Annotated in this window: 14 protein-coding genes, 1 tRNA gene and 2 pseudogenes; 11 read left to right on the top strand and 6 right to left on the bottom strand. The window is 33.8% G+C overall.

Going from position 1 to position 14,044, the window contains the following annotated elements; translation table 11 throughout:
• Positions 1 to 84: 84 nt before the first annotated feature.
• Both AAGD89_RS03555 and AAGD89_RS03550 read left to right on the top strand, forming a co-directional pair.
• Complete coding sequence (locus tag AAGD89_RS03555; protein WP_341808867.1) at positions 85 to 1,125, top strand: hypothetical protein; 1,041 nt, start codon at positions 85 to 87, stop codon at positions 1,123 to 1,125.
• A 71-nt stretch (positions 1,126 to 1,196) separates the two neighbouring features.
• Complete coding sequence (locus tag AAGD89_RS03550; protein ID WP_341808866.1) at positions 1,197 to 3,179, top strand: acetyl-CoA carboxylase biotin carboxylase subunit; 1,983 nt, start codon at positions 1,197 to 1,199, stop codon at positions 3,177 to 3,179.
• A gap of 231 nt (positions 3,180 to 3,410) precedes the next feature.
• Here the strand turns inward: AAGD89_RS03550 and AAGD89_RS03545 are convergent, their stop codons facing one another.
• On the bottom strand, positions 3,411 to 4,199 hold the full coding sequence (locus AAGD89_RS03545; RefSeq protein ID WP_341808865.1) for a uracil-DNA glycosylase: 789 nt from the start codon (positions 4,197 to 4,199) through the stop codon (positions 3,411 to 3,413).
• Positions 4,192 to 4,725: a peptide deformylase gene (def, locus tag AAGD89_RS03540; protein WP_341808864.1), complete on the bottom strand. Its 534-nt coding sequence runs from the start codon at positions 4,723 to 4,725 to the stop codon at positions 4,192 to 4,194. Before def ends, AAGD89_RS03545 begins: the two co-directional genes overlap by 8 nt.
• 154 nt (positions 4,726 to 4,879) lie before the next feature.
• Here def and ftsA point away from each other — a divergent pair, with 154 nt between their 5' ends.
• From ftsA to AAGD89_RS03520, 4 genes are all read left to right on the top strand, one after another.
• Complete coding sequence (gene ftsA / locus AAGD89_RS03535) at positions 4,880 to 6,118, top strand: cell division protein FtsA (protein ID WP_341808863.1); 1,239 nt, start codon at positions 4,880 to 4,882, stop codon at positions 6,116 to 6,118.
• Between the two features lies 1 nt (position 6,119).
• On the top strand, positions 6,120 to 6,698 hold the full coding sequence (gene coaE / locus AAGD89_RS03530) for a dephospho-CoA kinase (protein WP_341808862.1): 579 nt from the start codon (positions 6,120 to 6,122) through the stop codon (positions 6,696 to 6,698).
• Positions 6,699 to 6,843: 145 nt separating this feature from the next.
• On the top strand, positions 6,844 to 7,746 hold the full coding sequence (locus tag AAGD89_RS03525; RefSeq protein ID WP_341808913.1) for a class I fructose-bisphosphate aldolase: 903 nt from the start codon (positions 6,844 to 6,846) through the stop codon (positions 7,744 to 7,746).
• An 8-nt stretch (positions 7,747 to 7,754) separates the two neighbouring features.
• Positions 7,755 to 7,826 (top strand) — tRNA-Cys (locus tag AAGD89_RS03520).
• Between the two features lie 103 nt (positions 7,827 to 7,929).
• Here AAGD89_RS03520 and AAGD89_RS03515 read toward each other — a convergent pair.
• The 4 genes from AAGD89_RS03515 to AAGD89_RS03505 all read right to left on the bottom strand — a co-directional run bounded on the left by AAGD89_RS03515 (position 7,930) and on the right by AAGD89_RS03505 (position 9,298).
• The gene (locus AAGD89_RS03515) at positions 7,930 to 8,364 is read right to left on the bottom strand and encodes a hypothetical protein (RefSeq protein ID WP_341808861.1); all 435 of its coding nucleotides are present in this window, start codon (positions 8,362 to 8,364) and stop codon (positions 7,930 to 7,932) included.
• Between the two features lie 73 nt (positions 8,365 to 8,437).
• Positions 8,438 to 8,656, bottom strand: coding sequence for a transposase (locus AAGD89_RS07280; RefSeq protein ID WP_410541844.1), 219 nt, complete (start codon positions 8,654 to 8,656; stop codon positions 8,438 to 8,440).
• 48 nt (positions 8,657 to 8,704) lie between these two features.
• A complete protein-coding gene (locus tag AAGD89_RS03510; protein WP_341807927.1) occupies positions 8,705 to 8,893 on the bottom strand; it encodes a hypothetical protein in 189 nt (62 codons plus the stop codon).
• Between the two features lie 24 nt (positions 8,894 to 8,917).
• Positions 8,918 to 9,298 (bottom strand): IS630 transposase-related protein, encoded by a 381-nt coding sequence (locus AAGD89_RS03505; RefSeq protein ID WP_341808723.1) that lies wholly within the window; start codon positions 9,296 to 9,298, stop codon positions 8,918 to 8,920.
• Between the two features lie 73 nt (positions 9,299 to 9,371).
• On the opposite strand from AAGD89_RS03505, the pseudogene AAGD89_RS03500 reads away from it, so the two are divergent.
• The 5 genes and pseudogenes from AAGD89_RS03500 (at position 9,372) to AAGD89_RS03480 (ending at position 13,862) form a co-directional block, all read left to right on the top strand.
• A pseudogene (locus AAGD89_RS03500) lies at positions 9,372 to 10,203 on the top strand (transposase family protein).
• 80 nt (positions 10,204 to 10,283) lie between these two features.
• Positions 10,284 to 10,451: pseudogene (locus AAGD89_RS03495) on the top strand (IS5/IS1182 family transposase); the annotation flags it as partial.
• Between the two features lie 553 nt (positions 10,452 to 11,004).
• Complete coding sequence (locus AAGD89_RS03490; RefSeq protein WP_341808860.1) at positions 11,005 to 12,444, top strand: hypothetical protein; 1,440 nt, start codon at positions 11,005 to 11,007, stop codon at positions 12,442 to 12,444.
• A 4-nt stretch (positions 12,445 to 12,448) separates the two neighbouring features.
• The gene (locus AAGD89_RS03485; protein WP_341808859.1) at positions 12,449 to 13,057 is read left to right on the top strand and encodes a hypothetical protein; all 609 of its coding nucleotides are present in this window, start codon (positions 12,449 to 12,451) and stop codon (positions 13,055 to 13,057) included.
• 4 nt (positions 13,058 to 13,061) lie between these two features.
• Positions 13,062 to 13,862: a hypothetical protein gene (locus AAGD89_RS03480; protein WP_341808912.1), complete on the top strand. Its 801-nt coding sequence runs from the start codon at positions 13,062 to 13,064 to the stop codon at positions 13,860 to 13,862.
• Positions 13,863 to 14,044: the final 182 nt, after the last annotated feature.

The raw sequence follows: 14,044 nt of genomic DNA, 5'->3' as shown, positions 1-14,044 counted from the left end.
TAAAATTTATTATACTTAATCATATTTATTTTTAATAAATTAGATTGTATAATTTAGCATTGATTAAATATTGTGGGGTGTGTTATGGTTAAAGTTCCAGCTGAAAACGGTAATGCTATTATTTCAAATGGGGATATAAACAATTCAATAACTAATTCTTTTATTGAAAAGCTACTGAAAAATATAGAATTAGCAAAAGGGGATGTTCCAAGTTCTAGTAATGAACTAAGTGCTAGTTTTGATCATTGGATTGAGTTACTAAAGAAAAAAAGCAGTCAAAAAGGTAAGATAGATTTAAATGCTTTAAGAGATAGTAACAATGAAACTTTGTTATGCTTTCTAATTAAAAATCGTACATTATGGAATTTGTTGTCACAAGAAGATAGGGATTTGCTGGTTGATAAATCAGATATTAACTACGGGTACAGCGGCCCACTTGATAAGACAAAACAAAGAGTACTAGCAGATAATTACTTACACATAGCTGCAAGAGTACAAAATAAAGAGGCATTTGTAGCTATTTGCAAGAAAAGGGTTAATCTTGTAGGTCAGCGTAATGAAGACGGAAATAATCCATGTCATGAAGCAGCAAAAAGCAAGATTCTGCTTCCTGCAACAAAAGAGTTTGTGAGGCTCTTAGAGGAAGAGGCTAGTAAAAAAATTGAAAAAGCAGAAAAAGCTAAAGATTGGAAAAAATTGAGAAGATTAAAAGAGGAACTCAAATGTAATAAAAAATATATTAAAGATGCACTTTGCAGTAAAGACTGTGCTTTTAACAAGGATAAGAGAACACCTCTTTATTACTTAGATCCTACAGAACGAAAAGAAATCAAGCAAACTGCAGGCATAAAAGATAAACTCATATGTAATAAAGACTTACACATATGCTTATATATAGCAGGAACAATGCTATCTATTGCTGCTTTGTGTGTATCTTTGTATTTTTTATTTTTGAATTCTCCAACTTTTGCACTGAGCTCAGGGGTTGCAATGGCTTCTGGTGCGTTTGCATGTCTACTCTTTAAGGCATGCGAAGAGATATACAACTTGCATAATGAGGAAGCTTCTGTGCAAAATGTTATTGGGATTACACAAGTTTCAGAAGGTGTAGGTGTGGCAGTGTGATGAAGTCAGAAATTACTTGCAGGTCGTTATATAGGCTTCTTAATAGTTGTTCTTGAGATAAATGCACACAAATGACAGAAAGGAAGTACAGTAAGATTTTAATAGCAAATAGGGGAGAAATTGCCTGCAGAATTATAAAGACTGCGCATAGGATGGATATACCTTGCGTTTGTGTGTATTCGGACGCAGATGTTAATTCTGTGCATGTAAGGCAAGCAGATGAATCAAGATACATTGGTCCTTCGCCTTCTTGCCTTAGTTATTTAAACATTGATAAAATGTGCGAGGTAGCAATTGAAACAGGTGCGCAGGCAGTGCACCCTGGCTATGGTTTCTTAGCAGAAAATCCAGATTTTCCACGTGCTCTTGAAAAATGTGGTATAGATTTCATCGGTCCAAGTGCAGAAACAATAGAAGTTACAGCCAATAAAATTACAGCAAAGGAAGCTGCAAAAAAAGCTGGAGTAAATGTAGTGCCAGGATATATGGGTAGAATTAACGATGCTGCTCATGCGGCTATGGTTGCTGAAGAGATTGGTTTTCCTGTTATGCTTAAAGCTGCTGCAGGTGGTGGTGGCAAAGGAATGCGTGTTGTACATTCAAAACAAGAAGTTGACCTTGCATTTACATCAGCAACAAATGAAGCAGAAAAAAGCTTTAAAGATGGCAGTATCTTCATAGAGAAATACATAGAGCTACCAAGGCATATCGAAATACAAATCATAGCAGATAAATATGGCAATATAGTTTGTCTTGGAGAGAGAGAATGCTCAATACAAAGGAATAATCAAAAGCTAATGGAGGAAACTCCGAGTCCGTTTATCAGCGAACAAGTAAGACAAGAAATGTATGCTCAGTGTGTTCGCCTAGTAAAGCAGGTTGGTTATTTTTCAGCAGGTACCGTTGAATTTGTTGTAGATAAAAATCACAAATTCTATTTCCTTGAAGTTAACACTAGATTGCAAGTTGAGCACCCAGTCACTGAGTTTATTACTGGAATAGATATAGTAGAAGAAATGATTAGAACTTCTTGGGGGGAAAAATTAAGGTTTAACCAAGATGATATCAAACTTACTGGCTGGGCAGTAGAAAGCAGAATTTGCGCTGAAGATCCATCAAAGAAATTTTTTCCTTCTGGTGGAAGAATAAAGTATTACGATAAACCAAACGAAAATGATTATGTAAGAATAGATGATGGAGTCGCCGCAGGTTCGGAAATCAGCATGTTCTATGATTCAATGATCGCAAAGGTAATAACATATGGAAAAGATAGAATAGAAGCAATCAGTAGAATGCAAAAAGCATTGTCTGAATGCTATATAGAAGAAGTCACAAATAATATAGAATTTCTTGAGTCTATTTTCCATCACCCAAATTTTATTGCAGGGAAACTTCACACTAGATTTATCCCAGACTTTTACCCTGATGGATTTCATGGCGATTTTGTTACAGAAGAATATGTTAAAATATCTATTTTAATTTCGTTATATGTTTACTTAGAAAATGAAGAAAAGCACTGCGCTAGGATAAATAATGGAATGTTCATGGTGGCAGTGAATGATAACGGGTACTCTATAAATGCAAAGTATAAAGATGGCGCATTAACAGCAGTGTATAATCATAATACATACTCTGTGAGAGGTAAATGGAAACAAAATAGCTATAAATTACTATATATCACAATTAATGATGACATAGATATTACAGTAAAAATAGAGAGACAAAACAATAAATATTTAATAAGACATGCAGGAATGAAAACTGAGTGCTCTGTGTTTAAACCTCATGTGGCTGAACTAAATAAGCTAATGCTGAGTAATGAAGCGGAAGAAATTTCAGCAGAATCAGTAAAGTCACCGATATCTGGCTTATTAGTAAAGCTATATGTTAGTATAGGAGACTCGGTAGAAATAGGACAACCTTTATTTGTTGTGGAAGCCATGAAAATGGAGAATATCATATGTGCTGAAGCGAAGATGGTAATAAAAAACATTCCTGTTCAAGAAGGAAAGAATGTGCAGGTTGGTGATGTGGTGCTAGATTTGCATATATAGCTATGAGAATAGACATCTTTCGAAACTTGATTTCTGATGGCAATTTTGTTGTCGAAGCTTGACTACGCTCCTCAAATACATTCGAGTATTCTGCGGTGCTCCTCTGCGCCTCTTCTAAAAATTTCTCATCATAGACAGGTTTCGAAAGATGTCTAATATTCAACAAATATATGATTTTAATAATCTATGATTTTCCCATTCCAGGCTGTTCATAAAAAATAAGTTGTTTTCTTAGGCGCTGCTGCTATCAAGATATTCCTTGATTTTTTTCAAGTCTTCCCAAGCTAAACGTTTTTGCATAGGTTGGCGTAACAAGTAAGCAGGATGAAATATAGCTACTGTAGTAATTGGACTGGTTAAATATTGGTTAGTATACGTGTGAAATTTTCCACGTAAATTTGATATGGTTTTTGTGTTGTCAAGAAGGCTATAGCATGCAATCCCTCCAACTAAAACCAAAATCTGTGGTGAAACAAGTGCAATATGCTTTTCTACAAATGGCCTGCACATATCAAGTTCCAGGTTTGTTGGCTTTCTATTACCAGGTGGACGCCAAAATACAGTATTGCTTATATAAACTTTAGTGCGATCAAGGTTGATTGCATTTAGCATTTTGTCTAGCAGCATTCCGCTTGCACCACAAAATGGTATTCCTTTTAGATCCTCATTTGCACCTGGTGCTTCACCAACAAGCATAATTTTTGCGTTTTGATTGCCATCAGAAAACACTGTATTAGCAGCAGTCTTTTTGATTTCACAACCTTCGAACGATTTAACAGCATTTCTTAATTCATCTATAGTGTTGCATTTACCTGCAAGTTTTCTTGCTTCAATTATCCAGTCGCTTGGAAAGAAATTTTTAGGCTCTTTATCTTTTTCTGGATCTAAGTAGTCTGCTACTTGAATAACAGGTTCACCGGATTGTGAAACATTATCATCATCCTTGTCATCTTCTGTTAATGTGCAATCAACACCAACTTCATGATAAAATTTTAGTAATTCTAGATCATCCTTACTCATATTGCTTTTTAATCTTCTGTGCTTTTTTCATGGCCATATCGTACTTTAATTTAGATAGATGTCTAATATATAATATGCCATTTAAGTGATCCAGTTCATGTTGAATGCACCGTGCAAGCCAACCATTCGCTTTCATCGTTTGCTCCACGTTATCTAAGTCTTTATACTTAACAGTTAAGGACTTTGGACGTGTAATCTCGTAACTCTGTTCTGGAATTGAAAGACACCCCTCTTTGAGGACCACTTGCTCATCAGACAATTCTGTAATTTCTGGGTTAATCATACAAAAAGACCCTGTTGATTGATATCCAGGTTGTTCATCTTTGTACTCTGGTGGTATACGCGTAACAAAAACTCTCTTTAATACTCCAACTTGCACTGAAGCAAGACCAAAGCCATCCTCATACTCCACAGTTTCGAACATGTCATTTACTAATTCTTTAATTTTATCGTTTATTTCTGTTGTTTCACTTGCGCGTGTGACTAGTCTTTCATCAGGAACGATTACAATTGGTAATTTGGACATAATAACTTGGGCACAAAAACCTTGATCTTATGTTTTATTTTTTCTTTTGTCCAGAATTTAGGGTATATTAAAGTGTTGCTGTATTTTTATAATAGAAATATAAATTATTTAAAGGAAGCTATAACTTAATGAAATTGGGCAATAAGGTTAACTAATGTACTCTGCAGTAATAGTAAAGCCAAAAAGAAGCATTTTTGCTATCTTAGACATAGGTACAACAAAGATTGTCTGTCTAATTGTTAAAATGAATAGCAACTTCAGTTATAAAATAATCGGAATAGGTTATAAGATTGCAGAAGGCATAAACGCTGGGTCAATCACTGATGCCAAACATGCAAGTTATTCCATTTCATCAACCATAGGTTTAGCTGAACAAGTGTCAGAGGAAACGATAGACCAGATATATGTTAATGTTGCTGGATGTGGCATCTCATCTTTTAACGTGTATAATGAAATTATTGCGGCTAATCACGAAATTTCTGAACGGGATATAAAACGTGTGGTTTTTCAAACATTTGAGAAATATGTTGAAGAAAATGTTATCATTCATAATATACCACTAAAATATCACTTAGATGACTTGACTGATATAAAAGAGGTTAGCGGGCTCTATGGAAAGAGATTATCTGCTGATGTTAATGTTATTACTGCTTCGCGTCCAGCACTTACCAATATTGAAAACTGTATAACTCATAATGGTGGATTAAATATGGCAGGTTGCATTGCTTCTGCATATTCTGCAGGTCTTGCCTGTCTGAGTGGAGATGAAAAAGAGCTTGGAACTGCTATTGTTGATATAGGGGGCGGGTGCACTGCAATTGGAATTTTCAAAAGAGGAAAGCTTGTATATGCAAGCAGCATTCCAATTGGTGGAATTCATATAACAAGAGATATTGCTTATGGATTATGCACAAGCATAGAACATGCAGAGCGCATAAAAATACTATATGGTAGTACTATTATAACTTCAATAGATGAGAACGAGTACATTACAGTACAAAATAATGAAAACGATGAGCCTGCTCAAGTATTAAAATCTCAGCTTATCAACATCATAAGACCAAGAGTTGAAGAAATACTTGAAATGGTAAGAGAACGGTTTCAAGAGCAAAAAGATCCAATTAATAAAGTAGTGATCACAGGTGGCACCAGTCAGCTCACAAGCATGAAAGAGATTGCAGGCTATATATTTAATAAACAAGTCCGAATCGGATGCCCTGAACCAGTAAATGGCCTTGACGGAGAATATGATAAAAATCCGGTATTTTCTGCTGCTATAGGCTCTATAAAGCTAATAGTTGACACTTTTTATAAAAGTAATTCTGGTATGCTAGGCCAGGATAGTAGAATAAGTAAGCTGTACCATTGGGTTAAGTCGAAAATTACAGTTTGAAATGATAATAGGTCTAACAGGTGGAATTGGAGCAGGAAAGAGCTTTGTGGCTAGCTGTTTTAAAAAGCTTGGTGCTGCTGTATTTGATGCCGATTATGTTGTACATCAGCTTTACAAAGTGGATAAAGGCATAATAAATTATGTAGAAAAAAATTTTCATGGAGTAGTAATAAATGGTGAAATAGATAGGGAAATGTTATCTAAACATTTTTTAGCATATGATGAAAATTGGATGAAATTCCAATCTCTAGTTCATACTGCTGTTCTCTATAAACTAGAACTTTTCCTTGCACATGAAAAAAAGTTCAACAGAAAACTTTTAATTTTAGATTTTCCGCTTTTATTAGAAACAAAATTTCATTTGTATTGTAATTTTATTATTTTTGTCCACGTGGAAAGCGCTTTGCAAGAACAACGATTAAGCAAACGCAATATTGATAAGGGGAAACTCAATCTGATGTATAACGTTCAACTGCCTATTGAGGTAAAAAGGAAGCTAAGTGGCTCTATTATTAATACTAGCGTAAGTAGAAAACATGTTTTTTTTCAAGTAAAGGAACTAGTGGATTCGCTAACATGATCAAGTGTGCAGCTTTAACCTATTAATTAGCTCTTTTGTTTTAAAAAATTGGTATATCTGCAGGGGAAAGGATATAAAAAAGACCTTTCCTTCACCTATCATTGTTGTTAAACTATAAGCAAATTTTTAATGGATTACAGTGCTGATAAGCGACAAAGTAAAACGAATCTTAAATTACTACGAAAGCGAAAATCCAGGAGTAAAAGCGAATCTTGCTCGTATTTTAGTGCATGGAAAGCTAGGAGGTAGTGGTAAATTAGTAGTTCTTCCTGTGGATCAAGGGTTTGAGCATGGACCGATTAAAAGCTTTGAGGTTAATCCTGATGCTTATGATCCAAATTATCATTTTCAGCTCGCAGTTGATGCTGGAGTGAGTGCATATGCTGCTCCACTTGGTATGATTGAAGCTGGGGCTTCAACCTATGCTGGAATGCTTCCGCTTATTTTAAAACTTAATAGCTCTAATTCTTTACATTTCAAAAATTTAACTCCTGACCAAGCAGTTACTGCCTCTGTGAAAGATGCGCTACGTTTGGGATGCATAGCTGTGGGATTTACTATATATCCTGGTTCTGCGAAGTGTTTTGATATGATGGAAGAAGCTCGTGAAATAATAGCTGAAGCTAAGTCTTATGGACTTGCAGTAGTTTTATGGTCTTATCCACGTGGCGAGGGGATTTCTAAAGAAGGTGAAACTGCAGTTGATGTTATTGCATATGCTGCACACATTGCAGCTTTACTTGGTGCTAATATAATAAAGGTAAAGTTTCCAACTAAGCATGTAGAAAAAGAAAAAATAGAAGCAGAAAATATTGCATCATTATCCCAAAGAATTGAGTATGTTAAAAAGTCTTGCTTTGCAGGGAAAAGAATAGTAGTTTTTTCTGGTGGTGAGTCAAAGTTGTTGAATGACATATATAATGAAGCAAAAGAAATTAAGCAAGGTGGTGGTAATGGTTCAATAATTGGACGCAATACTTTCCAACGTAAAAAAGAAGAAGCTTTATCTATGCTAAAAGGTATAATGGATATCTATAATAGCAACTAATCATAAATGGCTGGGTGGCAGAATGGCTTATGCGGAGGACTGCAAATCCTTTTATACCGGTTCAATTCCGGTCCCGGCCTCTTTAAATTCTTAACTCTAATCATAAAATTTTAATGAGTTTAATAGAGTATAAAAACCAATAAAATTAGAAAACCTGCAGTAGCCTCGCTACAGGTGAAAATGTTAACGGGTATGGCTATTTGATAAGTGTAAAAGTTCTAATAATTGTGTAAATATTGATTTAGGTGGGTTATTGAGTTTTTCATCCCTCTTAATTTTCTGTTTTAAATCGTGCTTTATTTCCTGAAGTACGTTTTTCAGTAGGTCTTTATTTTCCTTTGTATCTATTTTTAACTTTTCTATGATATCTTTACTTTCACTGTATTGATCTAAATATTTGTTAGGGGAATCTAATAAACTTTTAATACTACTTTTCTTGTCTTTTAGATTTTCTACATTATTTTCAATAAAAGATGACCACTTTTCTTTTATTATATCTCTAAGTTGATTTTTCAATCTACTTTTTTGTTTTTCATAATCTTTTCTACTCATAAATTTTTTCTGACTTTTAAGATCTACCAGCTTTTGCTGTACATCATTTTGCTTTCTTTGTAGCACATCTATATGTTTATCAAAATTTATAGGACCTACTTCTCTTGACTGTAATTGTTGCGACCTACTATAGTACTTTCTAATACAAGTGATAAACTTCCATAATCGCCTTACCAACCAAAAGGTGTAGATTATCCTGCTGATGCATGCGAGTCCTGAGCCAGCTTTTAATCGTATGCCAGCAATGCTCAATTGGATTCAGATCTGGTGAGTACGTAGGAAGATAGAGCAAATAGCAACCTATAGATTCTATTAATTCCCTTGTTTTAGCGGTTTTATGAAAAGCAGCATTATCCATAATTATAGTTGTACCAACAGGCAACTTTGGTAGCAATATTTGCTCCAGCTACGCATTGAATACATCCTTATCGCACCCTCCAGTGAAGGTCATGGGCGCAATAAAATTTTTCTTAATCCACCCACCTGTCATACTGATTCTCTCGCGTTTTTTGCCCGTAATGTCTGCATAAATTTTCTCCCCCTCGTGGAGCTCTTCCATATTCTGGGTATAGCCTATTATCGACTCCTGCTTCATCTATATACACAATGCTTTCATGGTCTATTTTGGCAACTTTTTCGACAAATTTTTGCCTATCTTCGTGGTTCCGCTCTCGGTAAAGCGTGGTCTTTTTTTTCTTGTGATTTTTAACTGCTTCAGCCTATACCAGATCGAATTTATCCCAAATCCTAGGTTTTGTTTCATCTCCATTAGCGTCTGATCTGGGTGTTTTTTAACATACTCTTTCAGCATTTTTGGATCTATTTTTCTTATAAAACCACTCATTTTTGCTGGTTTTAAGCTCTCACCTGCAGCCTTCTTTTTTAGCCATCTGTATAACGTTGCTATTCCTATCTCCAAAAGTTCTGCAACCTCTTCCTTTGGCTTTCCTTTTTTAACCAAAGATACTGCTTTCTCTCTTAAATCAACACTGTATACCATCACTTTTCCTACATGCCTAAATGGTCATTATACAGTTATCATTTGCTTTGGAAAGTACTATAGAAGAGGGAAGATGGCAATAAGTTACGTAAAAATAGCAAAAACACCATATGTTTTTAGACAATTGACAGGGCTCACAACATCTGAATTTGAAAAAATCGTGGAAAAAGTGCGTCCAGAGTGGGAAAAAATGGAGGCTAAAAAGAAATGCCATGGCAGAAAATCGCATGTTGAGGTGCTAGAAGACAGGATTTTATGTGTTCTAATTTATTATAGAACGTACATAACGCATCCATTTTTAGGGTTTTTGTTTAATTTGCACAACTCAAATATTTGCCGACTTTTGAAGAAAATGGAGTCATTATTGGCCAAAAAAATTGCGATAAAAAAGGATAGAACGCTGACTCCAGAAAGGATTTAAAAATTTTAGCAGATGTCACGGAGCAACCGATACAGCGGCCAAAAGACGCAAAAAAACGTAAAAATCTTATTCCAGAAAGAAAAAAATGACCACGATAAAAACCGAAATTGTGATTGAGGGAAATGGGCAAATTTTGTCAGTTTCAAGATCACATCGAGGTCGAATACATGACTTTCGCATAAGGAAACAGGAAAAATTGTTGGCCAAAGATAGCATAAAATATGCCGATTCTGGGTATCAAGGTTGGCAAAAACTGCAGAAAAACGTTGTGATTCCGTACAAAAAACACCGTAAAAAGCCACTAACGGAGGAGCAAAAGGAGCATAATCGGAAGCTGCCATCGTTCAGGATGCGTGTGGAAAATAAGATTCGCGAGATCAATGTTTTTAAGATTATGTCAAATATTTACAGAAATTTTCAGAAGAAATACAACATGAGATTTAATATTATTGCGGGTATTGTGAACTTGCGGCATAGTTTTTAATAATTTTTGGGCTGGGGATTTCTACCAGATTTTATCAGCAACTTGCTTCACGTTGTTTCGCAGGGGGTCTAAGGAATTGAAAAGTGCAAAGAGATTATGACAAGCACGTTTATAAAGAGCGGCATTTGATCGAGTGTTTTTTCGGTAAAATCAAAAACTTCAGACGGATTTTCTCCAGATTTGATAAAACTGCTGTAGTTTTTATGGGGTTTTTGAATTTCGTTGGCGCACTTATATGGCTCTCATAAAATTTTATTCACAGGGCCTAGATCATAAAAAATTACAATAGGAATTGAACCTTGCGATGAGTAGCGTAGAAAACTGTTCTTCCAAAATTGAATCAAATCTTGATCAATTAGATTGGCAAACTAAACGTGGTATTATTAGAACATTAGTTGAGTAAATTGAAATTAATCTTGATGATGTTGAGATAGCATGGAAAATAAAGGAACTTGCTAATCCTACTCAGGAAAGGCAAAATTAAAATATGCAACATTGTCGCAGGAGCCCAGACGCTGGGATCTCACTTAATAATTTCGTAATATAAGTCATACCAGTTTGGATTTTTTCTTGCAACTAAATTAATGATTTGTCAATAAAAACTAATTTATAGCCAGCCTGATCAATAGACTTTTTTGACATCTCTGTTATAATATCTTAACATTAAAGCTAATTTAATCAAAAAAATCATGATATAAATGATGTTATTGAGAAAATTCATAATAAATGTTCTCCTCTGATGTTTAGTGAATTTCAATAAATTATCTTTTTAATTCTGGAATAAGTATATGCCCTGTTGATATGTTTGGTTCAAAACCCAAAAGTAAGTTCATGCTTTCGACTGGAGAGGAAGGCATAATATTACTATATTTTAAAAATAACACTTTAAATAAAAGATACTTTATTAAGAACAGAAATGATAAAGCAGTTTCCGATTTAAAGTCGTGTCTTTCATCCGATAAAAAAGCACCTTTATACTTGGTGCTTAATCATGTAGATCAAAATTATTCATTGCAGTATATTCCAGGGGTGAATAGGGTTAGCGCCTATCTATCAGCAAAAACGAAAATGGAGCATTTTATTCGTAATAGCGATATAAAATCAGTTTTTCTGATTGGAAAGCCAAACAAGTTTAATCAAAATTGGTGTTATCTTTTTGTCTCGTCACAAGCAAATCATTTAGTGGAATATTGGTTAAATACGTTTGTAGAGATAGGCTCTAACTTTAAAGGAATATTAATGTTTCCTATGGAAATTAATAATGTAGCAAAAAAGATTTTACATAAAGATTCTGATAATTGGAAAATCATAGTTGCCACAACTAAAACGGGAGGCTACAGGCAGGTGATTCTTAAAGAGAATAAAATGGTGTTTACGCGTTTAATACCTTTTACTAATGATAATTTACCGGGAATAATCGCGGGTGGAATATACCAGGAGGTACAAGACGCCATTAAATCCTTAACTAAGTTTGGTTTAAAAAAAAACGACTTTATCGATCTTTGCATGATAGTTTCGGAAGATATTAAAGCTAGTTTATCAGTCATAAATTTTTCAGAAAATAACGTGAGCATATTAACTCCATATGAGTTAGGTAAATTATTGGGATCAGAATTAGCTATAAGCGAAAAAGATAGCTTTTGTGACACCATAGTTTTATTGCATAGCTTTAAGAACAAGCCGGCAGCTATCTTCAATACAAAAGACACTAAAGAATTTTATCTGATCAACTCCTTTTATTTAAATTCTCCTCGAGCTTTTCTGTATTTCGTTTTTGTTTTAGTCCTAGTTAATGTGTTCTCTTTATTAAATTTACATTCAAATTTGAATATTGCTGATGATTTACTAGCAAGGGAGCAAACTTTAAATGATCAATTAACAAAGCTTAGCCAAAATTATAATATAAAAAAAACAGATGAGATATACGATTTGATAAGCATAAACAATATTTTATCAAAAATAGAATTCTCACCTCTCACACAAGTTAAATATGTAGAAAAATTAAAAGTACCGGGTGTAGAACTTCAATCCTTTGAGTGGAATTGCAATGAGGCAAAAAATTCTATTACTACAACTTTGAGGTTTAATTTCCAACCAGGCAAAAATATTTTTTATAAATACGAGAAACTGCGAAAAAATTTAAACAACAACTTTCGTGCTAAGGACATTAATATTTCTAGCTTACCTGCTGCTGAGGGAGAAAATATATCTATTTATGTTGAAGTAGGAGAGGCAATGTAAATTGATGACTATTTTTCAATTAAAAAGAAAAACTGCAATTCAACTTATGTTGTATCTATTTCTCTCTTTTCTATTAGTTGGATTATTAGCATACGTTATTATTCATGATAGAAAGGTTTATAATAAAAATCAGGGCACTATTGATAAAATTCGTTCTATTAATTTACAGATTACTGAGGTTCAAAAAAAGGAAGTTATTTTAAATAGAAACCTAGATTTATTGAAGAAAATTTCTTCTTCGAGTTTACACAGCAGTAGATATATCGCTAACTTAAGCTTTGAGCTTAGCAGGCTGTATAAAAAGTATTATATACTAGAGCCTGAAATCTCAATTTCCATACCTGAAGAAATTGAGGTTCATAACACAAGTGAGTACACAAAAGTAATAAAAAGTGAGGTGACTTTAAACTTAAGCTCAATCAGTGATAAGCATATTTTTTTATTTTTACAGTCTATTCCAAGTCTACCTGGTTATGTTATGATTAAATCTCTTGTTTTAAACAAGGAGAGGAATATTGATGCTGCAACTATGAATCAGATTTTAAATGGTAACATGTTAGAGATAGTTAGAGCTAATATAATTTTTGACTGGTATATTATATCAAGCAGATAAAGTAATGAAGATAAAACTACTTTTTATTTGCACACTATTATTCGTCAGTCTTAATGCGTATTGCAACTGTGAAGGAATTATAGAAAGTATAGGGAGTTGTAAAGAATATTCTTGCAGGCAGTGTGCTGGCAATGAAAGTTTTATTGAGCATAAAATATTAGGATTAAATAGCGAAAATCTATGCGTATATATAGAAAAACAAGATAATTATGAAATGATTTGTCATCATTCGGAATATGGAATGATGATAGAGAAGAGATATTTTGAAAGCATTTTAAAAGAAGAAATCGATGACTTTATTGATATAGCAAAATTACGCGCAAAAGAGTGTTTTTTTATCAACAACAACAAACCAAGCTCTACAAATCGGGATGATGTAATAAAAGAAGCAATAGAGAATGACTTTGGTGTTTTATCAAAATACCATGATATAAAAAGCATTTTTTTTGATGAAGAACCAGTTAATAAAATGATCGATGAAATGGAAAAGTTTAACTTACGATCTTCAAGTGCTATACAAGAAAAGGTAACAGATAATTTCAACAGCAGGATAGTGAGTTTGGACTCAATTTTATACCTTTCCCCCGATACGTGGAGAGTATGGGTAAATGGAAAGTTGTTTATAAATACTAAAGATTTAAAAGTGCACTCAGTAACCGAAAACTATGTGACATTTATATGGAATGTAGATAAAAAGGCAACAAAAAAACAAGTGAGTGATCCTCAAAATGTATATTTTGGTCATGGGAATGTTATGTTTACGCTCTATCCAAAACAAAAATTTGACTTGGACAGTTTATCGTAAGGGGGGCTGCAAGTGCAGTGACAGATTGGATATTTACTGATATAGTATAAATAAAGGTTGTGGCCAAGAAGCTGCTGTGCAAATAGTATAGCTTCTGCTAAAGTTACCCTTATAATTTAGCTAAATTAGTTTTATTGTACGAAATAGTAGAAAATGGTGAATTAATTGTATACGCTCTTAAT

It is taken from the genome of Wolbachia endosymbiont (group E) of Neria commutata (assembly GCF_964026735.1).
GTDB lineage: Bacteria > Pseudomonadota > Alphaproteobacteria > Rickettsiales > Anaplasmataceae > Wolbachia.
The sequence above is the reverse complement of the archived record's forward strand: the minus strand, read 5'-3'. Positions and strand labels throughout refer to the sequence as shown.

What these genes read in the sequence shown, in the direction of transcription:
- ftsA (WP_341808863.1), top strand. Translation starts at nt 4,880, where the DNA reads ATGTACTCTGCAGTAATAGTAAAGCCAAAAAGAAGCATTTTTGCTATC.
- AAGD89_RS03505 (WP_341808723.1), bottom strand. Translation starts at nt 9,298, where the DNA reads ATGGTATACAGTGTTGATTTAAGAGAGAAAGCAGTATCTTTGGTTAAA.
- AAGD89_RS03480 (WP_341808912.1), top strand. Translation starts at nt 13,062, where the DNA reads ATGAAGATAAAACTACTTTTTATTTGCACACTATTATTCGTCAGTCTT.
- AAGD89_RS03550 (WP_341808866.1), top strand. Translation starts at nt 1,197, where the DNA reads ATGACAGAAAGGAAGTACAGTAAGATTTTAATAGCAAATAGGGGAGAA.
- AAGD89_RS03485 (WP_341808859.1), top strand. Translation starts at nt 12,449, where the DNA reads ATGACTATTTTTCAATTAAAAAGAAAAACTGCAATTCAACTTATGTTG.
- coaE (WP_341808862.1), top strand. Translation starts at nt 6,120, where the DNA reads ATGATAATAGGTCTAACAGGTGGAATTGGAGCAGGAAAGAGCTTTGTG.
- AAGD89_RS03545 (WP_341808865.1), bottom strand. Translation starts at nt 4,199, where the DNA reads ATGAGTAAGGATGATCTAGAATTACTAAAATTTTATCATGAAGTTGGT.
- AAGD89_RS03510 (WP_341807927.1), bottom strand. Translation starts at nt 8,893, where the DNA reads ATGAAGCAGGAGTCGATAATAGGCTATACCCAGAATATGGAAGAGCTC.
- def (WP_341808864.1), bottom strand. Translation starts at nt 4,725, where the DNA reads ATGTCCAAATTACCAATTGTAATCGTTCCTGATGAAAGACTAGTCACA.
- AAGD89_RS03490 (WP_341808860.1), top strand. Translation starts at nt 11,005, where the DNA reads ATGTTTGGTTCAAAACCCAAAAGTAAGTTCATGCTTTCGACTGGAGAG.
- AAGD89_RS07280 (WP_410541844.1), bottom strand. Translation starts at nt 8,656, where the DNA reads ATGGATAATGCTGCTTTTCATAAAACCGCTAAAACAAGGGAATTAATA.
- AAGD89_RS03555 (WP_341808867.1), top strand. Translation starts at nt 85, where the DNA reads ATGGTTAAAGTTCCAGCTGAAAACGGTAATGCTATTATTTCAAATGGG.